Below are 25,278 nucleotides of genomic sequence, written 5' to 3'. Positions count from 1 at the left end.
CGTTCAAACCGGGGGACCTCCAGGTCACATGCTACGGTCCTCGGTCTGGTGCTCGCGCACGACCGCCCCGGTTGGCCACAACGGATAACACCGACGTTGCTCTACTCGTACGTCCGAATCGCATGATCTCGATCCCGTGGCCAGCCGCCGCCTCGATCCTCTCCGGAGTCGGGACAGTGGTCCTGTTCTCGTATCTCTGGCGACACCGCGGCAGACCGGGCGTGAACTGGTTTCTGCTCACGCTCGTCGCGCAAGCGGTGTGGTGTTTGTCATACGGCGTCTCGCTGCTCGTCTTCGATCCGACCCTGCGGTGGTGGCTCGAGGTCGCGACCTGGGTCGGGATTTCCTGGACGGGGCTGCCGTTTCTGGCGTTCGGCCTCGAGTACACCGGTCGTGGACGACTCGTGCAAACGCCGTGGTTCGGCGCGTTGGTGTCCGTCCCGGTCCTCACGACGGTGCTGGTCGCGACGAACCCGCTCCACGAACTCGTCTGGAGCGAGTTCCGGCTGGACCCGATCTTCGGAGCGGCAACGGTCGCCTACGAGTTCGAGGCGTTGGCGTTTTTCGCGATCATGAGCGGGACGGTGTTCGCAGCGGCGGGGACGTTGCTCCTGTTCGACACGGTCGTCAGCTACGGTCCGCTGTACCGAACGGAGGCCCTCGCCGTCGGCCTGAGCACGCTGCCTCCGGGGATCGCTCTGCTCGTCTGGCTTTTCGGAATCGGGCCGGTTCCGCAGCTTAACCTCTCTGCGGCCATGTTCCTCCCGCACGTGCTACTCGACGCCTACGCGTTCGTCGGCGGCCGGATGTTTACGTACAGCCCGTCGGTCCGTCGAACCGCCGACCAGTCGGCGGTCGAAGACCTCGAGAACCCGTTTCTCGTCGTCGACACCGACGAGCGAATCGTCGACTGCAATCCGGCGGCCGAAGCCCTGTTCGGCGTCACGGCGACCGACGTCTTGGGCGAACCGTTTGAACACGTCACCGAACTGTCGATCGACGACGGCCGGACGGAGGTCGTTACGCACACCAGTCGCGGCGAACGCCGCGAGCTTGCGGCGTCGACGTCCGCGCTGCAAAACGGGGCGGGACGAGCCGTCGGTCACACCGTCATTTTACAGGATATCACCGACCAACGTCGGCGCGAACAGCGCCTCGCGATCCTGAACCGGGTGTTGCGCCACAACCTGCGAAACGATATGACCGCCGTCCGCGGCTACGTGTCTCTGGCTGCCGACCGCGCCAACGACGACGACCTCACGGCGACGCTCGAATCCGTCCACGACGACGTCGACGCGGTGATCGAGATGGGCGAAAAGGCCCGCGACTTCGAACGAGCGATCGACACCGCGACCGATTCGCCACCACCGCTCGCGGTCCGGGACGTCCTCGAGTCGGTCGCCGCCGATATCGAGGCGTCACGGGACGGCCGCGTCGAGGTGGCGGTTCCCGACGACCTCGCGGTGCGAGCGGATCGGGACCTGTTCGAACTCGCCTTCGCGAACCTCGTCGAGAACGGCCTCGTCCACAGTACTGCGGAAAAGCCCCGCGTAACGGTCGAGGTCAGCGGCGATTCGCCGGCCCGGACCGTCACCGTTACCGTCCGCGACAACGGGCCAGGACTTCCGGACCACGAACGCAGCGTCCTCGAGCAGGGCGAAGAAACGGCGCTCGAGCACGGCAGCGGACTGGGACTGTGGATCGTCACCTGGTGCGTGACAGCGCTCGGCGGCGACCTCGAGTTCGATACCGATGAAACCGGGACTGCGGTTTCGGTTCGCCTTCCGGTCGTGAGCGAATCGGTCGAAGCCGCGGTTCAGGCTCCCGACCCGTCCTGATACGGACAAACGCGATGTTAGAGAGCACATCGCGACGCTCGAGGAGACGGCGGCGCTCGCGCGGCTCTGTCGCGATGTACGCCACGAACGCGGACCTCGGCTTTCCGTCTCGGGCGGCGAGAACCACCCGCACGGACCTCGAGGAGTGGATCCACGACGCGCGGGTGTACGTCGCGATTCGAGAGGGCGCACTCGCCGGGATGCTCCGCTACCGGGAGGCGGGGAAAAAGGGCGATCCAGAATTCGGCCGCTTCGCGGTGCCGCCGCAGGCCCGCGGCGAAGGGATTGGGAGCGCGTTGCTCGATCAGGTCGCGTCGTCAGGATACCGCGCGCGAGGCGGACGCCGAGCGGATTCGGCTGCGGACGTTCGACGGCCACCCGTTTCTGCCGGCTCTCTACCGCCGACGCGGCTACCGGAAAACGCGGGTGTGACCGCTCGAGGATGCTCCGTTCGACGTGTTACACATGGCGAAGCCGCTGTAATCGGTCGGCCGTGTCTTTCGGCGGGAACGCGGTCGTTCGAGATGTCGTCCGTTTTTGCTCCCACTGTCGGTTTTACAACGGTTCGATACCAGGAAACTCGTATGAGCGACGATCCAGACAGCCACGAGTTCGCCACGAACAGCATTCACGCCGGCCAGGAATCCGATCCGACGACGAGGGCTCGAGCGCCGCCGATCTACCAGACGACCTCCTACGAGTTCGAGGATACGGATCACGCGGCCGCCCTGTTCGGGTTAGAGGAGACCGGCAACATCTACTCGCGGATCATGAACCCGACGAACGCGATGTTAGAGGAACGCATCGCGACGCTCGAGGGCGGCGTCGGCGCGCTGGCCACGGCGTCGGGAATGGCCGCCTTCGACCTCGCGACGTTCATCCTCGCCGACGTCGGGGACAACATCGTTTCGGCGTCCTCGCTCTACGGGGGAACCTACACCTATCTCACGCACACCGTCGCCAAGCGCGGCATCGAGACGACGTTCGTCGACACCCTCGATTACGACGCCTACGCGGAGGCCATCGATGACGACACCGCGTTCGTCCACCTCGAGACGATCGGGAATCCCGCGCTCGTGACGCCCGACATCGAACGCATTGCCGACATCGCCCACGATCACGACGTGCCGCTGTTCGTCGACAACACGTTCGCGACGCCGCATCTGTGCCGGCCGCTGGAGCACGGCGCAGATCTGGTCTGGAACTCGACGACGAAGTGGATCCACGGCGCGGGGACGACGGTCGGCGGGATACTGGTTGACGGCGGCTCGTTCCCGTGGGACGAGGGCGACTATCCCGAGATATCGGAGCCGAACCCGGCCTATCACGGCGTCAACTTCTACGAAACCTTCGGCGACATGGCGTTCTCCGTCGTCGCGCGAACCCGTGGCCTGCGCGACCTGGGTAACCAACAGTCGCCGTTCGACGCCTGGACGACGCTCCAGAAACTCGAGTCCTTACCCCTGCGAATGGAGAAACACTGCGAGAACGCGATGGCCGTCGCGGAGTTCCTCGAAGGCCACGAGCAGGTTTCGTGGGTCAACTACCCCGGCCTCGAGAGTCACGAGACTCACGAAGAAGCGAGCAAGTACCTCGAAGGTGGCTACGGCGGCATGATCACGTTCGGACTCGAGGGCGGCTACGACGCCGCGGAGACGGTCTGTAACGAGGTCGAGTTGTTCAGTCTCCTGGCCAACGTTGGCGATGCGAAGTCGCTGATTATCCACCCCGCGAGCACGACCCACCAGCAACTCACCGAGGAGGAGAAACTCGCAAGCGGCACCACGGACGATCTCGTGCGCCTCTCCGTCGGCATCGAGGACGTCGACGATATCATCGCGGATCTCGAGCAGGCACTCGAGTCGGCATGAGATCGGCGTAGCCGTTCGGTTTCGTTTTCAGGGTTTCGGTGTTTCAGTGGGTAACGTTTCAGCATTTCAGTGGTTTACCGGACCGACAACAGCCCCTGCGGTTAAGGTGTCGGGGTTCGATCCATCGGATATGGCGACAGGGTTACTTACCGACGAGGCGGCGGAGCAGATCGTGACGACCTGCCGGACGGCCGTCGGCGATAGCCTCAGATCGGCGACCTACTTCACTCGTGACGACTACGAACAGCTGTATCTCCGCGAGGACTTAGAGCGGGATGCCGATCTCTCGACGTTTATCGGCCACGAGTGGCGGGGTTTTACGACCGCCCAGACGGCCTACGAGAACTCCGAACTCGGCGACTACAACTACACGATTCGCGTCTTCGACAACGGCTTTCTGATCCGCGTGACCAACGACAGCGAGGGTGTGCTGGTCACGACGGACGGTCTCACGCTGAAGGACTTCGAAGAAGTTGCGACGGCGCTTAATTCGTTCCTCGGCGATCGCGAGATCGACTAGCTGAGAGAGCGTCGGTCGATCGAGTCGTCGGTTTCGTCGGGCGCATCGCTGGCATCGCGAGGAGCGTCGTCCGTGTTCCCCCCGTCCGCCTCGGCGGACTGACTCGAGTGGGATCCGATCGGCAATCCACACCCGAGTTCTCCGTCGATACCGAGGAGGCGGGCGAACCGGCGGCGTTCGGCGGCGTGTCTATCGAGACTCATGCCAACTGAAAACGGCAATGTCCGTTGTAGTAATGCAGGGCATTTGCAACGGAAACCGCCGACTACGATCGTGAAACGATCCCGGCGCAGTCGGGCGATTTCGACGCTGTAACTGTTTCGTACGATGACGGAGTAGCACGATGCAAGCTCCGAGACGTGCCCTCGCTCACCCTTCCCGGACGGGGCTGATCCTTCGGCGGTGCGTAACACCCTTTTTACTGACGCCCGTTATTTCGACAATGACCGAAGTTCCAGATTCTGTCGCGCGCCAACTCGAGTCTCACGACGCGTTCGAATCGGTCGCCGACTCGTACCGACTCACGACGACCGTCTTCGACACGACCGTCGGGGCGACCGAGGCGGACGGCAAACGAGACGGACGGTTCCACGTCACCGTCTCTCTGCCGACGCTCGATGCCGCCGTCGCGGACGAAACGGTCGCCACGGTCGTCGAGGACGGCTGGTTCGAGACCCTCGAGCGCCGCCTGGAGGACGTCTTTACCGTCGCACACACGAGCACGCACGAGGAGCCCGTGGTCGACCGCGACGCCACCGAGGTCACCGTGACCCTCGAGTACGTCGCCTGGGACGCCGGGGAGGGTGTCGAAGACGCCAAGGCCCTCATCGAGTACGTCGAGGGAACGTACGCGCAGGGAATCATTCCCGGATACGAGTATCAGGGTGCAGCGGCGACGCTGCTCGAGAACGCTCAGAGCCGCGGTCAGCAGGCCGCGGACGGCGATACGGAAAGCGGCGGCATGCCGATGTGATACCCTCCCGGGGTAATTGATGCAGTTTTTTCGCGCCGCAACCGGCGGCGAACGGTTACGCTGTCGGTTCTGCCCTTGCCAAAATTCCGACCGGCCGATGATCGACGACCCGTTCCACGCGTATCACACCGGCGAGCGAAAGGCTCGAGCCGACGCGAGCGTCGACGGGAAGCGAGGAGGCGAGTAATCGAACTTGGGGCGGGTTCGGTCCACAGCAACCCGCGCAGCGCAAAATTCGGTCTCATACGGATTGCTGTAACTATTTCCCGCCGATCACCGACCCCGTCCCTGGTGATCGGCGGTCATTGACTCCAGTAAACCGTATCAGTCCATCGCGATGTACGTCTTCGTGTCGCTCACGCCCTCGAGCGCTTGCACGTTCGTAGAAACGGTCTCGAGAACGTCGTAGACCTCGGGGGCGTCGATTTCCGCGATGATGTCGTAGGCGCCGGCGACGATGTGGGCGGCGGAGACGGCTTCAATGTCTCTAATCGACGTAAGGAGCCCCTCGGACTTTCCAGCGGCTGTTTTCACCATGATAAACGCGTGAACCATCTGTCGGTAGTGTGGTACAGCTTCTCACGACTAAAAACTTTGCCCGGCCGACTGATCGGTTCGAACGAATGGCATGGTATACGGGGGCAAACTTATTGACGAGGGCGGGCGTACTCGTGTTCATGCGGTTCGTGATTATCGGGGCAGGACGAGTTGGCCTACGTACCGCGCGCGTCTTACGCGATGAAGGCCACGAGGTGACGCTGATCGAACGGGACGAGTCGAAGATCCGACGCGCCCGCACACAGGAGTTTAGCGTCGTCGAGGGCGACGGCTCCCGCGAGGAGATCCTCGAGGCGGCCGACGTGACGAACGCCGACGCTCTCGGTGCGCTGACGGGCGACCTGAACGTTAATTTCACCGCCTGTATGATCGCCAACCACTACGGTTGCCGGACGATCATGCGGATCGACGAAGCCTACCGCGAGGAGATCTACCGCGAGTACGCCGACGAAGTCGACGAGGTGATCTATCCCGAACGGCTCGGCGCGATCGGCGCGAAAAACGCCCTGCTCGGTGGGACGATTCGCGCGATCGCGGACATCGCCCCGCACTTACAGGTCGTCGAACTCACGATCACCAACGGCGCCCCGGTCAACGGCTACACGATCAGCGAACTGCAACTGCCCGCCGACGCGACCGTTCTCGCCTTCGGCAAGCACGACCAGCCGCTTGGCATTCCGGACGAAGATCTCTCGCTTGAGGACGGCGATCGACTCGTCGTGCTCGCTGACTTCGACGTGTTGAGCGAGGTGCGCCAGCTGTTGGTCGGCGAGTCGCCGGGGAAAGCCGCCGCGAACGCGGGCTCGGACGCGACCTCAGGCACTGGAGGTGTCAACTGATGGTTACGGCATTTGTCATGATCAAGGCGAACACGGGCGAGGCGGATCGGCTCCGAGACAGCATCGAGACGATCGAGGGCGTCCAATCGGCCCACATCGTCGCGGGGGACGTCGACATCATCGCGAAAGCGCAGGTCGAGACTCCGGCCGCGGTCAAAAACATCGCCGCGACCCAGATTCAGGGGATCGACGGCGTCGAGAACACGCAGACATACATCGCGATGGACTGAAGACGTTTCGTTTCCCCCTTCTTTCGCCAACCGAACCGCCGTCGAACGCGGCTCGTTCAGTGCTCGAGATCCTCCGTCTCCCGGTCGGCCGTGAACTCCTCGAGCCACTGCTGCTGTGCCGTCAGCCGGGGCGGTCGTTCGTCGTAGACGGGCTCGAAGACGTCCTCGAGGGTCGGCTCCGGCGTCGATTCGGCGACCTCGACCGCCTCGTCGAGTTCCGCTTCGGCCTCCGCCTCGACGGTGCTGACGAACTCGTCGTCGAGCACGCCCTGCTCGCGGAGGTAGGTCCCGTATCGCTCGAGCGGATCCGCGGTCCGCCAGTCTGGAAGGTCCTCCCGCTCGTCCTGATAGCGCGAGGGATCGTCGCTGGTGGTGTGGGCACCCTGCCGATAGGTCAGACTCTCGACGAGGACGGGGTCTCCGTTCCGTGCCGACTCGAGGGCGTCCGCGACGGCCGACCGGACGGCGAGCGGATCGTTGCCGTCGACGCGCACGCCCTCGAAGCCGTAGGCCGCGGCTTTCTGGGCGATCGTGTCGCTGGCGGTCTGTCGCTCTCGAGGGAGCGAGATGGCCCAGTGGTTGTTTTCACAGAAGAACACGACCGGGGCGTCGAAGACCCCGGCGAAATTGAGTCCCTCGTGAAAGTCGCCTTCGGAGGTCGCGCCGTCGCCGAAGTAACAGCAGACTGCGTGTCCGTCACCCCGACCGTCGCCGCGGTCGGTCGAGCCGTCGTACTCCATCGCCATCCCGATCCCCGCCGCGTGAGGGATCTGCGTGGCGATCGGCACCGCTTGCGGGAACACGTTCAGGTCGTGGTCCGAAACGTACTCGGGGTGGCCCCGCCGAAAGAGCAGGATGTCGCTCATCGGGACGCCGTAGGCGATCTGCATCGCGTTCGATCGGTAGGTCGGGACGAGCCAGTCGTCGTCAGCCAGCGCGTGGGCGGCCCCGACCTGTGAGGCTTCCTGTCCCTTGAAGGGCGGATAGCCGCTCATCCAGCCCCGCCGTTGCAGGGCCAGTGCTCGCTCGTCGAACCGCCGCGTGCGTACCAGATCCCGGTAACACGCGAGGGCGTCGTCTACCGACCACCGCGTCTGCTCGATATCCTGCTCGCCGATAACCCGGTGCATGGGCGGGATGAGTATCGGACAGGTAAAAGTGATTTCGTCATGTCGCGTCGCCGACTCGCGTCCCGCGGCCGGTCAGGCGTCGGGAATTGCGCCGGCCAGGGCTTCCCGTACCCGTTCGAGGACTGCATCCGGCTTCCGACTCGCGTCGACGCGAACGAATCGTTCCGGATCGCGCTCGAGGAGCCGTTCGTAGTTCTCGGACACGGACTCGAGGTACTCCGCGCGTTCGAACTTGTTCGTCGCACCCGCCCGTTCCGCGGCGGTTTCCGGGTCGACGTCGAGGTAGATCGTCAGATCCGGTTCGATCGAAAACGGGGCGTGAATGTCGACGACGTACTCGAGCGGATCCTCGAGTTCGTGGCGTTCCGACGCCGCGAGCGTCGCGCCCTGGTAGGCGAATCGGGAGTCGGAGTAGCGGTCCGAGATCACGAGTTCGCCGCGCTCGAGCGTGGGTTCGATCTTTCGCGAGAGGTGGTCGGCGTGGTCGGCGGTGTAGAGGAAGAGTTCGGCGAGCGAGTCGGCGTCGTCGTCTTCGATCGATCGGTAGACGGCGTCGCCGTACCAGGAGTCGTTCGTTGGTTCCCGCGTGAACGTGGCCTCGGGGTAATCGTCCCGTAGCGCCTCCCAGACCGTCGTTTTCCCGCTCCCGTCCAGTCCCTCGAGCGTGACCAGCATGGACACACCTCGTAGAGAGAGCTACAACTATCTGTCGAGAATCGTCGCGTGCCAAACCACGGAGGCGATCAGCTATTTATCGCTGCGTGGTCATATCCGACGTATGAAGGTCCTCGTCGCAGGCGGCACCGGTTTTATCGGCACGAATCTCTGTACGGAACTCGACGACCGCGGCCACGACGTGACGGCGCTCGCTCGCGATCCCAGCGACGGCGATCTTCCCGCGGGGGTCGACCGCGCCATGGGGAACGTCAGCGCGTACGACTCCATCGCCGACACCGTCGCGGGCCACGACGCCGTCGTCAACCTCGTCTCGCTCTCGCCGCTGTACCAACCGCCGAACGACACCGACCACGAGACCGTCCACCTCGGCGGCACGGCGAATCTCGTTCGGGCCGCCGAAGACGGAGACGTCGATCGATTCGTCCAGATGAGCGGACTCGGTGCGGATCCGGACGCACCGACGGCGTTTCTCCAGACGAAGGGGAAGGCCGAGGACATCGTCCGGGACTCACACCTCGCGTGGACGATCTTCCGCCCCTCCGTCGTCTTCGGCGACGGCGCCGAGTTCCTCGAGTTCACCAAACAGTTGACGACCCCCTACCTGACGGGCCTGCCGGGCGGCGGCGAGACGCGGTTCCAGCCGATCTGGGTCGGCGACCTGGTTCCGATGCTCGCGGCCGCGCTCGAGGACGGTACTCACGTCGGTGAAACCTACGAGATCGCCGGCCCGCAGATCGTGACGCTGGCGGACGCGACGGAACTCGCCTACGCCGCAGCGGGGAAGTCGGTCACCATCGTCTCGGTCCCGATGGCAGTTGCGAAACTCGGGCTCGCAGCGGTCGGTCCCGTCCCGTTCGTTCCCTTTGGCCCGGATCAAGCTCGAGCGCTGGAACTGAACAACACCGTCGTCACGAACGACGTCGTCGCGTTCGACGTGACCGAGGACGAACTGATGACCCTCGGCGCGTACCTCGGTCTGGGGTCGCGTGAGAGACCCGAATCGCGAGCGAAATCCGTCTGACCGGGCTCGAGTCACGCTCGAAACACACACAAATTGTCTCCGAAAAAACACGATCTGGACCGCCGCTAACTTAAGGGTGTACTATTCGGCCCAAATATTAATATAAGAACAGGAAATCCGACGGTAAGTGTCGATTTATCGATCATAAAAATTCGATGAAATCCGCCGCAGTCTGGCGGTTTTCGGGGACTAAAAAAGAGACGAGAAATTCACGTCAACAAAAGACTTATGTCCTTGATCACTCTGGTACCAATCCAACGGAGCCCCCTGACAAACAATGAAGCTGGCGATGATCGGATTCGGACAGGCTGGTGGCAAGATCGTCGATCGATTCCTCGATTACGACGATCGGACGAACAGCGGAATCGTCCGTGCGGCGATCGCTGTTAATTCCGCGAAAGCGGACCTGATCGGCCTCGAGAATATACCACAGGAGAATCGCGTCCTCATCGGACAGGCCCGCGTCAAGGGTCACGGTGTGGGTGCAGACAACGAACTCGGCGCGGAAATCGCCGAAGAGGACATCGACGAGGTCCAGAACGCAATCGATGCGATTCCGACCCACGAGGTCGATGCGTTTCTGGTCGTCGCCGGTATGGGTGGTGGGACCGGATCGGGTGGTGCGCCCGTCCTCGCAAAACACCTCAAACGCATCTATACCATCCCCGTCTACGGACTCGGCGTTCTGCCGGGAACGGACGAGGGTGGCATCTATACGCTTAACGCAGCCCGCTCGTTCCAGACGTTCGTCCGCGAAGTGGACAATCTGATGGTCTTCGACAACGACTCGTGGCGACAGACCGGCGAGTCCGTCGAAGGCGGGTACGATCAGATCAACGAGGAGATCGTCCGCCGATTCGGCATCCTCTTCGGCGCCGGGGAGGTCGGCGACGGACAGGAGGTTGCAGAAAGCGTCGTCGACTCCTCCGAGATCATCAACACCCTCTCGGGTGGTGGTGTCTCCACGGTCGGCTTTGCAAGCGAGGAGGTCGACATGAACTCGAGCGGCGGCCTCCTCTCGCGGTTTACCGGTGACGCCGGCGGCGACGACGATCTCGACGCGGCGAACACGACCAACCGCATCACGAGTCTCGTTCGCAAGGCCGCACTCGGCCGGCTGACGCTACCGTGTGAGATCGAGGGAACCGAGCGTGCCCTGCTCGTGCTCTCCGGTCCATCGGAGTATCTCAACCGGAAAGGCATCGAGCGCGGGCGGAAGTGGCTCGAGGAGGAAACCGGGAGCATGGAAGTCCGCGGTGGCGACTTCCCCCGCGGGGAGCCGGAAGTCGCCGCGGCAATCCTGCTTTCGGGCGTGACGAACGTGCCGCGGATCAAGCGCCTCCAGCAGGTCGCCATCGAAGCACAGGACAACATGGACGATATCCAGGACGAAAGCGAGGAGAACCTCGAAGAACTCGTCGAAGACGACGAGGACGAACTCGAGCCGCTGTTCTAGGCTCGCACTTCTTTCGACACCCGACGACGCCAGCGACCGCACTCGTGTCGGGGGGCACGATGGTGGTCGTTCGATAGTGTGAGACGACGGACGGGTTTCGGCGTCGCTCCCCAACGCGAAAGACGATTTCTCTATCCGCTTTCGCGCGAGTCCGACGTGTTTTTGCCCGTGTCCTGACTAGATCCGATCGATGCACGTCGTCGTCCCGTTCGCCGCGACCGAGCCGAAGACGCGGCTCGAGTCGGTCCTGTCGCCCGTAGAGCGCTCGGCGGTCGCCCGAGCCATGCTCGCCGACGTCCTGTGTGCGGTCGTCGAGGCGGGCCACGAGCCGACGGTAGTGGCGACGGCACCGTTCGATCTCGAGGCCGAACTCACAGTCGACGACCGCGTTCTCGAGTCGGTTTCGGTCGTCGTGGACGACCGGCCACTGACCGAGGCGGTCAACGACCGCCTTCCGAGCGCCGAAGACGACGACCCCGTCGCCGTCGTCATGGCCGATCTCGCGCTGACGACGCCCGAGACGCTCGAGGCCCTCTTTGCACACGGTGACGACGCCGAGGTTACCATCGCGCCGGGACGAGGCGGCGGCACGAACGCGCTCGTCGTTCGCCATCCCGCGTTTCGAGTGGACTACCACGGCGCGTCGTATCTGGACCACTGCGCCATCGCTCGCGAGCGCGGACTCCGCCTCGAGACCGTCGACTCCTTCCGCCTCGGAACGGATATCGACGAGCCCGAGGACCTTGTCGAAGTGCTCATCCACGGGAACGAAACCAACTGCGCGCCGACGCGTCTTCGCGAGCTCGGGTTCGAACTCGAGACCCAGGATGGACGCGTCGGCGTCGTTCGGGTCGGGGAGTCGACCCAAAGTTAGGCAGGATTATTTTGCGGGGGTGCTCGTCACCGCCATGGTTACCAGTCCCAATCCAAACCGACGTGACCCTCGGCCGAAGGAAGCCCTTATGTGTCGAGCGACGGGATCCCGAGGTAATGTTCCCCGGGGCGAGCGAGTACGGTGTCGACATTGCGATCGACGACGCGGCGACCGACGACCTGCTCTCCGTCACGCCCGCCGACGTCGAAGCGCCGCCAGCGCTGACCTTCGCGCGTAACGTCTTCGTTCCGCTGACCACGGCGTGTCGCTACACCTGCACCTACTGTACCTACTTCGACGCACCGGGCCAGGCCTCTCTGCTCACCCTCGAGGAGGTCCGCGACATCTGCAAACGCGGGGCCGACGCGGGCTGTACGGAGGCGCTCTTTACGTTCGGCGATGACCCCGACGACCGCTACACCGAGATTCACGCCCAACTCGAGGAGTGGGGCCACGACTCGATCCACACCTACCTGCGCGAGGCCTGCGAGGTTGCCCTCGAGGAAGGTCTGTTGCCCCACGCCAATCCGGGCGATCAGACCCGCGAGCAGATGGCCCGCGTCGCGGACATCAACGCCAGCATGGGCGTGATGCTCGAGACGACCGCCGAGGTCGGCGCTCACGCCGGCCCCCGAAAGAAGTCGCCGGGCCAGCGACTGCGAACCATCCGGAACGCCGGCGAACTCGACGTCGCCTTCACGACCGGGATTCTGGTCGGCATCGGCGAGACGTGGCGCGACCGCGCGGAGAGCCTGCTCGCAATTCGCGAGTTGCACGAGCGATACGACCACATTCAGGAGGTGATCGTCCAGCCCGTGGCGAACAACGAGCGCTGGTCGGACGGCTCGCCCGACCTCGAGACGATGCGTCGGGCGACGGCGATGGCCCGCGTCGCCCTCCCCGAGGAGGTTTCGGTACAGGTGCCGCCGAACCTCGCGCCCGCTCGCGACCTGATCGACTGCGGCGTCGACGACCTCGGCGGCGTGTCGCCGATCACGGACGACCACATCAACCCCGACTACAAGTGGCCCGCGCTGCGCGAACTCGAGGAGATCGCAGCCTCCGCCGACCTCCCCCTCGGTGAACGGTTACCGGTCTACGAACGCTTTCTGCCCGCCGACCTGCGGACCGACGGGTTCGACGGCGTGGCCGCAGACGGGACCGCAGGTGCGGGTGCGAGCGAAGCCGACCACCGCGACCCGAACGCGGATCGGACGTGGATTTCGCCGGCGATCCGTCGGGCGCTCGAGGCCGATACCGAGTCCGGCGAGCGGTATCGAGCGGTGCTCGAGGACGAGGTAATCGTGTCGGCCACCGAGACTACCGACTGATACGGACTGGTGTATCGAGTTCCCGGAGAACCACGGACGTCGTGGTTACGCCGGTACCGACGTACAGGCGGCCGTATGAGCGGTCCCGTCCGCGAACCGCCAACACCGTCAGGACTCGACGATTCGGAATCGATCGGGGGATGATTCCTCGAGCGTCGCTTCGTCGCGGAGTTTCACGATTTTCCCCGTCGGCTGCGGTTCGACTTCGGCGGGTGCATCGATCGACTCGAGGGTGCCGAGCAACTGCGCTTTCGGCGGCTTCTGGGCGGCCCCGCAGTCGTAGATCGTCAGCAGGCCGCGATCGCTTTCCTCGCGCTCGTAGACGACGACGTGGGCGTGATTGGGGAGTCGCCAGCTGTCGTCGTCGGTCTGGAAGAGGTGGTTCATATCGAGGGCCACGACCGACAGCCGCAAAAAGGTCGCCCTCGGGCGAACTGCTGGCAGCCGGTTTCGCTCCATCTGCGAGTCCCGTGAGGACCTGTGGGGACGACCGCAAGACCGCTCGTGATCGTTCCCGTTACTGACGTACAGCGGTCCGTCTCATACTGCCTGATCCATGTCATTTCCGATGGGGACGCAGGACGCTTGCGGTCCCACCGGTAAATCGTTACAGCAAACCGTCTCAGTCGTCGGCCGCGACCGTTCCGTCCTCGAGGTCGTCTGCACCGAGCAACGGCGTCCCGTCCGCCTTCGGTCCGAGCTGCGGACCGAAGGGTGGGTCGTCGGGGTCGATGACGCGGCGCGACTCGTAGTCGGTCGAGCGCTCGACCGGGATCCGACCGATCGACGTGATCATCTCGACGTAGTCCGCGAACGAGCGGAACTCGCCGTGGGTTCCGCCCGCCCGCGTCGTAATCTCCTCGGAGAGGATCGTTCCCATGTAGTCGTCGGCCCCGCAGTTCAACATCTTCAGCCCCTGTTCGTCGCCGTACTTGACCCATGAGGACTGAACGTGATCGATGTTGTCGAGGAAGAGTCGCGAGACGGCGATCATCAGTTCGTCCTCGTCCTGGGAGGCGCCGCCGGAGACGACGTCGTGTTCGAACAGCGGCGTGTTCTGGTGGATAAAGGAGAGGGGGACGAACTCCGTGATCGCGCCGTCGACGCGTTCCTGAAGGTCACGAATCCGTTGTAGATGCATGGCGCGGTGGGCCTCGTTCTCGACGTGGCCGTACATGATCGTCGCCGTGAGGCCCAGTCCGACGTTCGCGGCGGCCTCCATGGCCTCGAGCCAGTCCTCGGTGCCGATCTTGCCGGGACAGATGACCTCCCGGACCTCGTCGACGAGGATCTCGGCGGCCGTGCCGGGAACGGTGTCGAGACCGGCTTCTTTGAGTCGACCGTAGACTTCCTCGTAGGACCAGTCCGTGCCGCGGCGGGCGTGGTACCCCTCTTCGGGCGTCATCGAGTGGACGTGGACGCCGTCGACGCTCATCGCCGATAGCTGTTCGACGTAGGTGCCGGGGCTGGTCTCGTACCGTTCGGGCGGCTTGTAATTGACCGCTTTCGGATCGGGGTGGGCCTCGAGGATCTCGCGGTGTTCCTCGTCGAGGGCGAACGCGGGGTGGAGACCGGAGACCGAACAGACCTCGTAGATCCCGCGGGAAACGGCGTCGGCGACGACTTCGCGGGACTCGCTCGGCGTCTTCGTAAAGCCCGCGCTCTCCATTTCGGTGTCACGCTCGAAGGTGTGTGCAGCGTCTTTGAAGTTACAGAACAGACACCCCACGTTGCAGGCGGTCGTGACGTTGTTGTTCAGGTTCGCGGTGAAGGTGACCTCCTCACCGACGATGTCGGCGCGGCGTCGGTCGGCGGCCTCGAGGACCTTTTCCTTGCGTCGCTGGTCGATGCCGCCGTCCTCCGTACCCGTCGTCAGTAACTCGATCGCGTCCGCGACCGTCAGTCGGTCGCCGGCGCGCGCTTTGGCGAGCGCGTTCTCGAACGACTGATCGGTCTGGGGAACGTGATCGAACGTGAGATCGGCCTCGGTCACCGGTCGCTCCATCGGTGAAACGATACCGGTACAGTGAGAAAAGCGTGGTGTCTTGACACGGGGCGAGCCTCGTGTCCGATCGGTGGCTCGGTAGCGTCGGTCGCCTCGTAACTGTTGGCCCTCCTCGTTCGCCTCGAGTTAGTGCTCGTTCTCGTCGTGTTTGAGCACGATATCGCCGTCTGAGTTCCGGGTGTCGTCCTCGAACTCGTCTCTGAGTACGATATCGTCCTCGTCGATATCGTGGCCCGCCTCGCTGACGGTGAACTCGTCGAGAGAGCGCCGGAGGTCGTCGGCCATCTCGGTGAGCGACTGCGCGCCGGTCGATACGTCGGAGACGGTCGCGGTCTGTTCTTCGGCCGCCGCGGCGACGTTTTCCGTTTCGGTTTTCGTCTCCTCGCTGCTGTCGGTCGCTTCGTCGACCATAGTGACGACCCGTTCGCTGGCGCGAGCCTGTTCGTCGGTCGCCTCGTTGATCGACTGGACGCCGGCGTTCGCCTCCGCGACCTGTTCGGTGATCGCGTCGATGGCTTCGATGCCGTCGTCGACGACGTCGGCACCGTCGTCGACCTGTTCGCGCATGCGATCGATCTCCGCGACGGTCTGATCGACCGACGCTTCGACGTTGCTGATCAGGTCGTCAACCTCCTGTGTCGCGTCGCCCGTCTCCTCGGCAAGGGACTTGACCTCGTTGGCGACGACGGCGAACCCGTTGCCGTCCTCGCCGGCCGAAGCGGCTTCGATCGACGCGTTGAGCGCGAGCAGGTTCGTCTGCTCGGCGATGTCGTCGATCAGATCGACGATCTCCCTGATCTCGCCCATCTCCGCGTCTAGCTGGGAGACCTGTTCGGTGATCGCCTCGGCCCGCTGCTCGAGGTGGTTCATTTCGGTCCGGATCTCGCTGCTCGCGTCGCCGGCGACGTCGGCCTGCGTGGCGGCTTTGTCGGAGACGCTCGCGACGTCGTCGGCCGTGGCCGCGATCTCCTCGACGGTCGCCGAGAGATCGTTCATCTCGCCGTAGACCTCCTGGAACCGATCGCTCTGTTCGGCCGTCGCCGTCGCGATCTCCTCGGCGGAGCGGCTGACCTCTCCGCTCGCCTTCTCGATCTCCTCGACCTGTCCCGTCACGTCCGCGCTGACGCGATCGACGTCCTCGGCCAGCGCCTGAATGTCGACGATCGTCCCCTCCAGATCCTCGAGCATCTCGTTGAACGCGGTTGCGATCTCGGCCATCGCCTCGTTGTCGACGTCAGCGTCGAGTCGCTGCGTGAAGTCCCCGTTGGCGGCCTCGTTCATCACGGCCGCGAACTCGGCGGCCGTCCGCTCGAGGGAGTCGGCGAGCGCTTCGGCTTCGCGGCGCGCCTCGGTCGCCCGCTCTTTGGACGCCTCGACATCGGCTTTGGACGCCTCCAGATCGTCGATGTACGCCTCGAGGTCAGCCTGCATCACCTCGAGTGACTCGCCGAGCTGGCCGGGGACCTCCTTTTTGAGGACGGGGTCGTCGAACTCCTGACGGGTGATCGCGTCGGCCTGATCGGACGCCGTCTCCAGGTACTGGCGGATTCCCTCGAAGGAGTCGCGGACGTGTCCGACCTCGTCGATCCGGCCCTCGGTCGCGATATCGATGTCCGTCTCGCCTCGAGAGAGCGCGGTGGCGTTTTCGGATAGTTCGTCCATCGCGTTCGCCGTCGAGCGACCGATCGTCGCACCGATGGCGAGGAAGCCGACGAGTGCGATCCCGATCAGGGCGACCAACGAGGTCGCAACGTCATCGGCGAGCGCGTAGGCGTTCGACTGGGGCGTATGTGAGACGAGTACCCAGTCCGTTCCCGGGACGGTCGCGTAGGCTGCGAGTTCGTCGGTATCCTCGTACTCGATGGTGCCGGAGTCGTCGTTATCCGTTTCGTTGAGCCCGCCCTCGCCGAGTTCGGTCGTCATCGCGCTCAGTACCTCGCTCTCGAGCCCCCCACGATACGGTTCGCGGATGGCTGTCTCGTCTTCGGACATCATCACGTCGCCGGCACTGCTATCGATGATTTCGGTGTAGCCGTCTTCGTTCGATCCGCTGGAAGCTGCTGCCAGATCGGTGGCGGAACTCATAATCATCACGGCGGTATCCTGATCTTCGACCGGGCTAAGGAAGGCGATAAACTCCTCACCGTCGTGTTCGAACGCATCGGTGAACGTCGAATCGACGTTCAGATTGCCGCTGTATTCTAGCTGGACGATTTCGTCGCCGCCCAGAGACGTCACGTGAATATCCATCTCGAACGTCGACACGTCCGTTCCGACCGCACTGGCATCGCTACTGTGGGTGATTTGATTCGTGTCCAGATCGAAGTGATGTATCGAATGTATCGTTCCCTGTGCGTTCCGACGTTCGTCCGATAGTCTCGATTCGATTTCCTCGTCAGAGCCGTTGAGCAGCACCTCGGTCGAGGAAAGCGTCCACGCGGTCTGTTCGTGATTCTCAATCAGCGCGCTGAACTCGCCGGCCTCGTCTTCGGCCGTGAGCTCCATCTGGTCTTGCGCGTTGTCCGTGATCTGCCCGGTGATGTCTGCGTAGAAAAAGAGCGCAGCAGCGACAGTAACGATCAATACAACACAAATTACCAGCGCGAACTTCGCGACGTAACTCGCCCGAATCCGTTCGGGGACGAGCCGCTGCCATACTGTTGCCATTTTGGTGAAGATTCCGCCGTCACCAAAAAGAGTTTGTGGCCCCTTCGCTCCCGAGTTTGGCACGCTCATACACGAACGCGCGGCGAAATACCTATCGAAGAGGCGAGCCGACGGATACTGAAACCTTCTTGAGTCACCGCACCGGGGATTTCGATATGAACGACGCTGCTCATTCCGACTCGAGGTGCCAGGCGTGATTTCGACCCGTCCAGCAGGAACGTCGATTTCGACGCTCCGGAGGTGGATTTCGTGACGAGCGTCAAGGAGTTCCGAATCGAGGAACCGGCTACGTCCGACTCGCTCGGTCGCGGTTCGTTCGTCTTCACCGACGCGTACTCGGTGTTCGACTGGGGACAGATGCCCGATCAGATTCCCGAAAAGGGTGCGAGCCTCTGTACGATGGGCGCGTTCAACTTCGAACTCCTCGAGTCCGAAGGCGTCCCGACCCACTACCGCGGCGTCGTCGAGAACGGCGACGTACTCCAACTCGAGGATGCGTCCCGCCCGCCTTGGGAGATGGCCATCGACCTCACGCAGGTTCCCGATCTCCCCAACGACGGGCGGGAATACGATTACGACCGCTACCACGAGGCGGCCGGCGAGAACTATCTCATCCCGCTCGAGGTCGTCTTCCGAAACCGCGTTCCGGTCGGCTCGAGTCTCCGCCGCCGGACCGAGCCGGCGGATCACGGACTCGACCTCGAGGCGTGGCCCGAGGAGGCCGTCGATCTCGCGGAACCGATCGTCGAATTCACCACGAAGTACGAGGAGGGAGATCGACAACTCGACCGCGAGGAAGCCGATTCGATCGCGGGCGAGGCGAGCATCGACGACCTCGAGTCGGTCGCGCTCGAAGTCAATCGGATCGTCACCGAACAGGCCGAGGCGGCCGATCTGGTCCACGAAGACGGCAAGATCGAGTGTCTGTACTACCAGGGTGAGATTCGGGTCGCCGACGTCGTCGGCACCTTCGACGAAAACCGCTTTAGCTACGAGGGGACCCAACTCTCCAAGGAGGTCCTTCGACAGTATCACAAGCGCACCCAACCCGAGTGGGTCCAGGCCGTCGAGGCCGCGAAGGCCGAGGCGAAACGGGAGGATATCGCCGACTGGAAGTCGCTCTGTGATGTCGAACCCGAACCGCTCGAGGAGGGCGTCGTCGAAACCGCTCGCGATCTGTACTGTGCGGGGGCCAACGCCTACACCGGAAAGGAACTGTTCGAGGCGCCGCCGCTCTCGAGTGCGATCGGCGCGGTGCAGCGTCTGTAGCCGCTCGCACCTGCCTGCTCACAGCTCCTGCGTTCGTCTCCGAATGCTGTCACGGGTGTCCGGCTCCGGCGACGGCCGGGACCGACGTTCAGTCACGCGTTCGAACCGACCTGTGTGCACTTCGGTATCGCTTACCATCCGCCGGCTGACACAGTAATCCTCATATGCCAGGACTCGATATCTCTCTGTAGAGAGTCGATGACCCTCGCTTCCAGTGGAATTGGCGCAAGTATCGTCCTGTTCAACCTCACGGCCGGTGTCACGGTCGTCGCGAGCGTTATGCTTACGGTGTTCGTTCTCGCGATGGTCTTTCTCGCCGTCGCACCGCTGGTCTCCTCGTCGTGGGCCGACCAGTTGAACGCGCCGTCTTCCTCGTCGCCGACCACCAGCGCCGAACCGAGCGACGACTGATCCCGATTTTTCGAGGCGTCTCGGAGCGTTCTCGAGGCGGTTTTCTTTCCGGCCGACGAGCGACTCGTTCTCGAGTCACTCCGTTCCCGTTCGCCGGCGGCGGGGGAGGCTGCACACCGGAAACAACGCCCGCACGCGTTCTTCTCCCGCCGTACCGGATATTACACGAACGTGGTAATTCTCGACCAGTATAAGTACCGTAGCGCGAGTTGTGCTGGTATGTCAACGCGTTCTACTGCGGGAACGGAGCTGTCAGCGCTCTCCGTTGGGTCGGTCCGGGACCGGTACGAATCGCTGTTGTGGGGAACGATGGATCGGCTTGGAATCGCCGGGAGCGTCGAGCGGAAGATGACCGCAGCGGTGTTGCTACAGTTTCTCTCGACGCTGGCGGTGTTCGCACTACCGCTCGTCTTTCTCGGCCCGAGGGAGGCGTTTACCGTCTTTCCGACCGCACAGATCGTGCTCACCGGCGTTGTCTTCGTCCTCGCGGTCGTCGCGTTCGTCAACACGATTCTGATCGCGCGATCGGACGTCATCCGGCCGCTTGAGGAGCTACAGGACGTCGCCGACCACGTCGCGAACGGCGATCTCGACCGGCGGCCACCGGAGACGGAGCAGGCCGACGAGATCGGCCGGCTCCAGCGCTCGTTCGGCACGATGCACGCGTCGCTGACGACGGTTGCGAACCAGGCCGACGCCCTCGCTCGAGAGGAGTTCGAGGCCGACGTGCTGGACGAAGACGTCCCCGGCGAGTTCGGCGAGTCGCTGGCGGCGATGCAGACCGGGCTCCAGCGTCGGATCGACGACCTCGAGACGAGCCGCGAACGAATCGAACGGCAGCGAACGGCGGTCGAGCAGCGAAACGAAACGCTGGAGGCCGACGCTGAACGGATTCGCCGGGTCCTAGAGCGCTGTGCAGACGGTGACTTCACCCACCGCGCGACGGTCGAAAGCGACCACGAGGCGATGGCCGAGATCGCCGACGGGTTGAACGCGATGCTCGACGACGTCGAAGCGACGCTCCACGGCGTCCAGACGCTCGCGGACGAAGTCGACCGGGTCGGGACGGAGGTCTCGACGAGCGTCGCCGAGATGGAGGACGCGAGCGCGGCGGTCAGCGATTCGTCGGAAGAAATCTCAATCGCGACCGAGGAGCAAAACGAGCGCTTCGAGGAAGTCCTCGGGGAGATGGGAGATCTGTCGGCGACGATCGAGGAGATCGCCGCGACGGCTGACGGCGTCGCGGATCTCTCCGACCGGGCGGCCGAGCGATCACAGTCCGGCCGAGAGACGGCCGCCAGCGCGCTCGCGGAACTCGAGCGCATCGAGCGTCGCTCGAGCACGGTCGTCGATCGGATCGAAGCGCTCGACGCGGAACTGGCGGAAGTCAGCGACGTGGTCGAACTGATCGACGAGATCGCGGAGGAGACGAACTTGCTCGCGGTCAACGCGTCGATCGAAGCCGCTCGGTCGGGCCAGGACGGGAGCCGATTTGCGGTCGTCGCAAACGAGATCAAGTCGCTCTCCGACGAGACCGGCGACGCGACGCGGGAAGTCGACGAGATGGTGACCGACGTCCAGACAGCCGCCCAGGAGGCCGTCGAGGAGATTCGGGGCATGCAGCGGGATATCGTCGAGGGTGCCGAAACGATCGAGGAGAGCCTGACCGTGCTGGACGAGGTCGCAGACCACGTCCAGGAAGCTAACGACGGTGTGCAGTCGATCAACGAGGCGACCGACGAACAGGCACACACGAGCCAGCAGGTCGTCGGGATGGTCGACGAGGCGACCGAACGGAGCGAGCGCACCCTCAGAGAAACGAACAGCGTCGCCGCGGCGGCCGAAGAACAGACCGCGACGGTTTCGGAGATTTCCGACGCCGCACGGTCGCTGTCGGACACCGCGACGGAGCTGAACGGGCGACTGGACGAGTTCACCGTCACGAACTGACGACGGTGCCCCTCTTGTCGGGCCGCGACACTATAGCCCGTACTGCTCGCGAACCAGGTGGGCGATCCCGCGGTCCTCGAGCACGGCCATCGGCGCGAGCATATCGAGTTGGACGACGCCGGGGAGGCGCCCGATCTGGACGCCGCCGGTGAACGTACACCGCGAGCGGACCTCGCCTTCGCTCATGTCGAGGAGTTTCGTCGCGCGGTCGAATGCGTTCTGGGTCGCGTCGTTGACGGTCGCGCCCGAGCCGACCACCTGAATGGGACCCATATCGTCCGCGAGGTCGACGCCGTGCTTGGCGGCGAGTTTCTCCCCCGCTTCGCGTTCCTCGTCGCTGTAGGGTTTGCTGATGAATGGAAGGTCCTCCTCGGGGGGCAGCAGAACCGGGCCGTCTAACTCGAGGTCCTCGATGACCTCGACGTCCATCGTGACGGTGCCGCTGACGTCCGTCGTGTGCAGGGAGAGTTCGCCGTCGCCCTGGTTGGCGTGCAGGTCGCCGACGTAGACGCCGGCCCCGTCGACCTTGACCGGACAGATGAGCGTCGCGCCCGCCCGGACCTGCGGGATGTCCATGTGGCCGTCCGTGCGGGCCTCGAGGTCGTCTTCGGTTTCGACGCCGTAGTCGTGTTCGGCGCCGATGAGGGACTGGCCGAAATCCCCCGCGTTGTGGGAGTCCGGCATCGTGACCGGCGGCGTCGTCCCGACGTTTCCGATGAACGGACGCAGCCGTCCGAGGGTGCCGGGCATCTCGCCGGGCTCGTACAGCAAGATCGGGTGTTGACGGGAGTTTTCGGGAATATCCATCACCTCGTCGGCGTTTTCGGCGAGTTCGTGTGCGCCGTTCTCGTCGACCGTGACCCCGACGGTGTGGTCGTCGTCGAATGCCACGGTGTAGCCGTACTCGAAGCCGAAAGAGGAGGCGTTCGCGCCACAGTCGGCGCATTTGATCGCGTCCTCGCCGGTCCCCTCGACGACCGTCTCGGGCCATTCGGTGCCGCACTCGGGACAGCGGTGATCGACGAAGGGGTCGTCGCCGAAGGCGCCCTCGCGCTCGGCCATCGACCCGGTGCTCGTCGCCATGCTCGTCACCTCGACGTCTCGAATGTGGAGCGCGACGGCGTCGCCGATCTCCGCGCCCTCGACGCGAACCGGACGAGTGACCTCGTGGCCGCCGTGGAACTCGGGTGTCACCATCGGGCCCCAACAGCCCGGCGGGGTGTACGTCGTGATCGTCCCGCCGTCAGCGACGGTGCCCGCCCACTCCTGGTCGGGACCGACGAGTCCGAGCGTGTACTGGTCGACGTTCAGCTCCTGTTGGATTTCTTGCTGTGACATCGCATACCAAACTACGCCGTCGCCCTCGATAAGGCTACTGCCGCCGGAATCCGTACTCGAGTTGTCCGAACACGGCCGGCAACCGGGTTTGGCTCGCGACCGCCGTCCACCCTTGCAACTGAGTGCCCACCCCCGAAGTCAATCCTCGCTGAACGATCGCCCATTCGTCGAAACTCGATTTCGGTTCACGGCGTTGAAGACGCCGTATTCCAGCCGCTGGCTGATACCGCCGCAACAGGTTCGTTCAAGTGTGTCTTGCCCTTTCACTCACTCGATGGTTGATTCGACTGACGAGGATTCCCCGGCGTGTGGAAGCTGTGGCGAACTCGTCGCATCGTCTTCCGACCAACGCGTCGTGACGTCACTCGAGGAGGGAGAAGCGGCGTACGAGTACTTCTGTAGCGACGACTGTCTCGAGGTCTGGGAGACGACGAATACAGCCTGACGCCCCTTTCCCTGCTGAAAGATAGCAGTGATTTGTTTCAATCTCCCGGACAAAGCGTTGTAGTACCAATAATTGGGAACCGAATATAGATATATGGTAACTCGTAGCATTGGTAATCCTACTATGTTCGAGCGAATCCTGATTCCGACGGACGGGAGCGAACCGGCACGAAACGCCGCGAAGAAAGGAGTCGAACTGGCGGCCGAACACGGCGCGACGGTCCACGCCGTGTACGCCGTCGAACCCATCCCGCTGGGAGGATTTACCGCAGGTCCGGAACCGGCGTCAGCCGAACACGGAGAGGTCGTGGACGCACAGAAAACGGAAGGACAGGAGGCTATCGACGAGGTCGTCGAACTGGCCGCGGAGCACGACCTCGAGACAGTCGAGGCCATCGAGTACGGCAAGCCCGACGTGGAGATCCTCGAGTACGCCGCGGACGAGGAAATCGACGCGATCGTCATGGGGACCCACGGGCGGTCCGGAGCGGGCAGGCTGGTGATGGGGAGCGTCGCGGAAAAAGTCGTGCGCAGGAGTCCGGTCCCCGTCGTGACCGTTCGAATGGATACGTGACGTACCGCGGACGTAGTGGTCCGCAACCTGCTCTCGTCCGTAGACGGTCGCCCGTTCCTGACGGACAGTACCGTCGTCCCGTCGGGCCGCGGTTCGCCGTCTCTGCGGGGAAACGAACTGAGCGCTTCGAGGACGTTCGGAAACGACGCGGTCCGTGATGGCGGGAATCGAAGACTCCCGACCGCTACCGATCCTTGGCGACCACACTGCCGATCCCGTCGACCGGCCGATCGGGCGTGAACTCGTCGATTTCTTCGGGGAGACCGAGCTGATACTGCGTGGCGTTCTCTCGGACCGACGTTCGACCGCGGTGGACCGAGATGTCGCCGTTCAGGTGAAGCTTGACCGCCTCGAGCAGGGCGTCGGCCTCCAGGGGCTGGCCCCGGCGTTTCATCTCGTCGAGGTCAGCGTCGTCCGGTACGTCGAACGCTCGCTGGGAGATGATCGGCCCCTGATCGAGGTCGGTCGTGACGTAGTGTGCGGTGACACCGGCTACGCGCACCCCTTCCTCGATCGCTTGCCGGTAGGCTTCCGCGCCGGGGAAGGCGGGCAGCAGCGACGGGTGAACGTTGATGATGCGATCCTCGTAGCGGAAGACGACGTTCGGGCTGAGAATGCGCATGTATCGCGCCAGCACGATCAGATCGACGTCGTAGTCGGCGAGGAGTTCGAGGAGTTCGTCCTCGTTTTGCTGGCCGCCTTCGTCGCCGATGTCGTGGAACGGCACGTCGTAGTGTTCGGCCAACGGCTGGAGGTCGTCGTGGTTGCCGATCACCACGCCGATGTCGGCACCGAGTTCGTCGTTAGCCCACGCCTCGAACAGCGCCTCCAGACAGTGGCTCTCTTTCGTGACGAGGACGGCGATCTGCTGTGTCTCCCGGTCGGCGGGGAACCGGACCTGGACGTCGAGCCCGAGGTCGTCGCCGAGGTCGTTGAGGTCCTGTCGGAGGGTTTCCTCCGTACAGACCATCTCCGAGGTGTCGACGGCGAGGTACATCCGGAAGACGCCGTCCCGAACTGCCTGATCGAGGTCTTCAATATTGATTCCGCGCTCGAACAGGAGGCTGGTCACGTTGGCGACCAGCCCGGTGTCGTCGTCTCCGATTACGGTGATTTCGGTTATGTCAGTCGTCATCGCAACCACCTCCGCTCGAGCGAAATGCGTTCCATCACTACGGAATTCAGTCTACGTGTGGTCAAAAGTCCTGCTTTCTGTAGATGTTCCTGCGAACGAGAGACTACTATTGGGTGGTAGCTATTTACGAACAGTTGGCAACATCTAACCAAGAATTATTAATACG

At 63.8% G+C, this 25,278-nt stretch carries 24 protein-coding genes and 1 pseudogene; 16 read left to right on the top strand and 9 right to left on the bottom strand.

The window, feature by feature from the left end:
* Nucleotides 1–122: 122 nt before the first annotated feature.
* The 4 genes and pseudogenes from GS429_RS16345 (at nt 123) to GS429_RS16335 (ending at nt 4,229) form a co-directional block, all read left to right on the top strand.
* Nucleotides 123–1,838, top strand: a complete 1,716-nt coding sequence (locus GS429_RS16345) for a histidine kinase N-terminal 7TM domain-containing protein (protein ID WP_160066408.1) — start codon at nt 123–125, stop codon at nt 1,836–1,838.
* A gap of 14 nt (nt 1,839–1,852) precedes the next feature.
* A pseudogene (locus tag GS429_RS22710) lies at nt 1,853–2,146 on the top strand (GNAT family N-acetyltransferase); the annotation flags it as partial.
* A gap of 276 nt (nt 2,147–2,422) precedes the next feature.
* On the top strand, nt 2,423–3,709 hold the full coding sequence (locus GS429_RS16340) for an O-acetylhomoserine aminocarboxypropyltransferase/cysteine synthase family protein (protein ID WP_235920835.1): 1,287 nt from the start codon (nt 2,423–2,425) through the stop codon (nt 3,707–3,709).
* A 130-nt stretch (nt 3,710–3,839) separates the two neighbouring features.
* Nucleotides 3,840–4,229 (top strand): DUF7522 family protein, encoded by a 390-nt coding sequence (locus GS429_RS16335; protein ID WP_160066406.1) that lies wholly within the window; start codon nt 3,840–3,842, stop codon nt 4,227–4,229.
* Here GS429_RS16335 and GS429_RS16330 read toward each other — a convergent pair.
* Nucleotides 4,226–4,432, bottom strand: a complete 207-nt coding sequence (locus GS429_RS16330) for a hypothetical protein (RefSeq protein ID WP_160066405.1) — start codon at nt 4,430–4,432, stop codon at nt 4,226–4,228. The two genes, GS429_RS16335 and GS429_RS16330, sit on opposite strands and share 4 nt — an antisense overlap.
* 239 nt (nt 4,433–4,671) lie before the next feature.
* Here GS429_RS16330 and GS429_RS16325 point away from each other — a divergent pair, with 239 nt between their 5' ends.
* Nucleotides 4,672–5,202, top strand: coding sequence for a DUF5813 family protein (locus GS429_RS16325; protein WP_160066404.1), 531 nt, complete (start codon nt 4,672–4,674; stop codon nt 5,200–5,202).
* Between the two features lie 324 nt (nt 5,203–5,526).
* On the opposite strand, the gene GS429_RS16320 is transcribed toward GS429_RS16325, so the two are convergent.
* Nucleotides 5,527–5,757: an Lrp/AsnC ligand binding domain-containing protein gene (locus GS429_RS16320; protein ID WP_160066403.1), complete on the bottom strand. Its 231-nt coding sequence runs from the start codon at nt 5,755–5,757 to the stop codon at nt 5,527–5,529.
* 122 nt (nt 5,758–5,879) lie between these two features.
* Here GS429_RS16320 and GS429_RS16315 point away from each other — a divergent pair, with 122 nt between their 5' ends.
* Both GS429_RS16315 and GS429_RS16310 read left to right on the top strand, forming a co-directional pair.
* Nucleotides 5,880–6,599 (top strand): potassium channel family protein, encoded by a 720-nt coding sequence (locus tag GS429_RS16315; protein WP_160066402.1) that lies wholly within the window; start codon nt 5,880–5,882, stop codon nt 6,597–6,599.
* The gene (locus GS429_RS16310; RefSeq protein WP_160066401.1) at nt 6,599–6,829 is read left to right on the top strand and encodes an Lrp/AsnC family transcriptional regulator; all 231 of its coding nucleotides are present in this window, start codon (nt 6,599–6,601) and stop codon (nt 6,827–6,829) included. Before GS429_RS16315 ends, GS429_RS16310 begins: the two co-directional genes overlap by 1 nt.
* 56 nt (nt 6,830–6,885) lie before the next feature.
* Here the strand turns inward: GS429_RS16310 and GS429_RS16305 are convergent, their stop codons facing one another.
* Entirely contained in the window at nt 6,886–7,959 is a 1,074-nt protein-coding gene (locus GS429_RS16305; protein ID WP_160066400.1) for a thiamine pyrophosphate-dependent enzyme, read from the bottom strand.
* Between the two features lie 72 nt (nt 7,960–8,031).
* Nucleotides 8,032–8,634: a dTMP kinase gene (gene tmk / locus GS429_RS16300; RefSeq protein WP_160066399.1), complete on the bottom strand. Its 603-nt coding sequence runs from the start codon at nt 8,632–8,634 to the stop codon at nt 8,032–8,034.
* A gap of 103 nt (nt 8,635–8,737) precedes the next feature.
* On the opposite strand from tmk, the gene GS429_RS16295 reads away from it, so the two are divergent.
* The 4 genes from GS429_RS16295 to cofG all read left to right on the top strand — a co-directional run bounded on the left by GS429_RS16295 (nt 8,738) and on the right by cofG (nt 13,319).
* Nucleotides 8,738–9,658, top strand: coding sequence for a complex I NDUFA9 subunit family protein (locus GS429_RS16295; RefSeq protein WP_160066398.1), 921 nt, complete (start codon nt 8,738–8,740; stop codon nt 9,656–9,658).
* A gap of 277 nt (nt 9,659–9,935) precedes the next feature.
* Nucleotides 9,936–11,114, top strand: a complete 1,179-nt coding sequence (locus GS429_RS16290) for a tubulin/FtsZ family protein (protein WP_160066397.1) — start codon at nt 9,936–9,938, stop codon at nt 11,112–11,114.
* Between the two features lie 190 nt (nt 11,115–11,304).
* Nucleotides 11,305–11,988, top strand: a complete 684-nt coding sequence (cofC, locus tag GS429_RS16285; protein WP_160066396.1) for a 2-phospho-L-lactate guanylyltransferase — start codon at nt 11,305–11,307, stop codon at nt 11,986–11,988.
* A gap of 116 nt (nt 11,989–12,104) precedes the next feature.
* Nucleotides 12,105–13,319 (top strand): 7,8-didemethyl-8-hydroxy-5-deazariboflavin synthase subunit CofG, encoded by a 1,215-nt coding sequence (gene cofG, locus GS429_RS16280; protein ID WP_160066395.1) that lies wholly within the window; start codon nt 12,105–12,107, stop codon nt 13,317–13,319.
* Nucleotides 13,320–13,427: 108 nt separating this feature from the next.
* Here cofG and GS429_RS16275 read toward each other — a convergent pair whose 3' ends face one another.
* The 3 genes from GS429_RS16275 to GS429_RS16265 form a co-directional block, all read right to left on the bottom strand.
* Nucleotides 13,428–13,706 (bottom strand): hypothetical protein, encoded by a 279-nt coding sequence (locus GS429_RS16275; protein ID WP_160066394.1) that lies wholly within the window; start codon nt 13,704–13,706, stop codon nt 13,428–13,430.
* A gap of 235 nt (nt 13,707–13,941) precedes the next feature.
* Complete coding sequence (cofH, locus tag GS429_RS16270; protein WP_160066393.1) at nt 13,942–15,324, bottom strand: 7,8-didemethyl-8-hydroxy-5-deazariboflavin synthase subunit CofH; 1,383 nt, start codon at nt 15,322–15,324, stop codon at nt 13,942–13,944.
* A gap of 126 nt (nt 15,325–15,450) precedes the next feature.
* Complete coding sequence (locus GS429_RS16265) at nt 15,451–17,991, bottom strand: methyl-accepting chemotaxis protein (RefSeq protein ID WP_160066392.1); 2,541 nt, start codon at nt 17,989–17,991, stop codon at nt 15,451–15,453.
* Nucleotides 17,992–18,240: 249 nt separating this feature from the next.
* Here GS429_RS16265 and GS429_RS16260 point away from each other — a divergent pair, with 249 nt between their 5' ends.
* From GS429_RS16260 to GS429_RS16250, 3 genes are all read left to right on the top strand, one after another.
* Nucleotides 18,241–19,260, top strand: coding sequence for a phosphoribosylaminoimidazolesuccinocarboxamide synthase (locus GS429_RS16260; RefSeq protein ID WP_328821439.1), 1,020 nt, complete (start codon nt 18,241–18,243; stop codon nt 19,258–19,260).
* A 198-nt stretch (nt 19,261–19,458) separates the two neighbouring features.
* Entirely contained in the window at nt 19,459–19,671 is a 213-nt protein-coding gene (locus GS429_RS16255; protein ID WP_160066391.1) for a hypothetical protein, read from the top strand.
* A 219-nt stretch (nt 19,672–19,890) separates the two neighbouring features.
* Nucleotides 19,891–21,621 carry a methyl-accepting chemotaxis protein gene (locus tag GS429_RS16250; protein ID WP_160066390.1) on the top strand — a complete coding sequence of 577 codons (1,731 nt, stop codon included), beginning with the start codon at nt 19,891–19,893 and terminating at the stop codon, nt 21,619–21,621.
* Between the two features lie 30 nt (nt 21,622–21,651).
* Here GS429_RS16250 and GS429_RS16245 read toward each other — a convergent pair whose 3' ends face one another.
* Nucleotides 21,652–22,959, bottom strand: coding sequence for an acetamidase/formamidase family protein (locus GS429_RS16245; RefSeq protein ID WP_160066389.1), 1,308 nt, complete (start codon nt 22,957–22,959; stop codon nt 21,652–21,654).
* Nucleotides 22,960–23,233: 274 nt separating this feature from the next.
* Between GS429_RS16245 and GS429_RS21965 the strand changes: the two genes are divergently transcribed.
* Entirely contained in the window at nt 23,234–23,404 is a 171-nt protein-coding gene (locus tag GS429_RS21965) for a DUF7576 family protein (protein WP_201294040.1), read from the top strand.
* A gap of 123 nt (nt 23,405–23,527) precedes the next feature.
* Nucleotides 23,528–23,977, top strand: a complete 450-nt coding sequence (locus GS429_RS16240) for a universal stress protein (protein WP_160066388.1) — start codon at nt 23,528–23,530, stop codon at nt 23,975–23,977.
* A gap of 184 nt (nt 23,978–24,161) precedes the next feature.
* Here the strand turns inward: GS429_RS16240 and GS429_RS16235 are convergent, their stop codons facing one another.
* Nucleotides 24,162–25,112, bottom strand: coding sequence for a formyltetrahydrofolate deformylase (locus tag GS429_RS16235; RefSeq protein WP_160066387.1), 951 nt, complete (start codon nt 25,110–25,112; stop codon nt 24,162–24,164).
* Nucleotides 25,113–25,278: the final 166 nt, after the last annotated feature.

The sequence above is a fragment of the Natronorubrum halalkaliphilum genome (assembly GCF_009834785.1).
Taxonomy (GTDB): Archaea; Halobacteriota; Halobacteria; order Halobacteriales; family Natrialbaceae; genus Natronorubrum; species Natronorubrum halalkaliphilum.
Note: the sequence above shows the minus strand (reverse complement) of the source record. Positions and strands in the feature narration are given on the sequence as shown.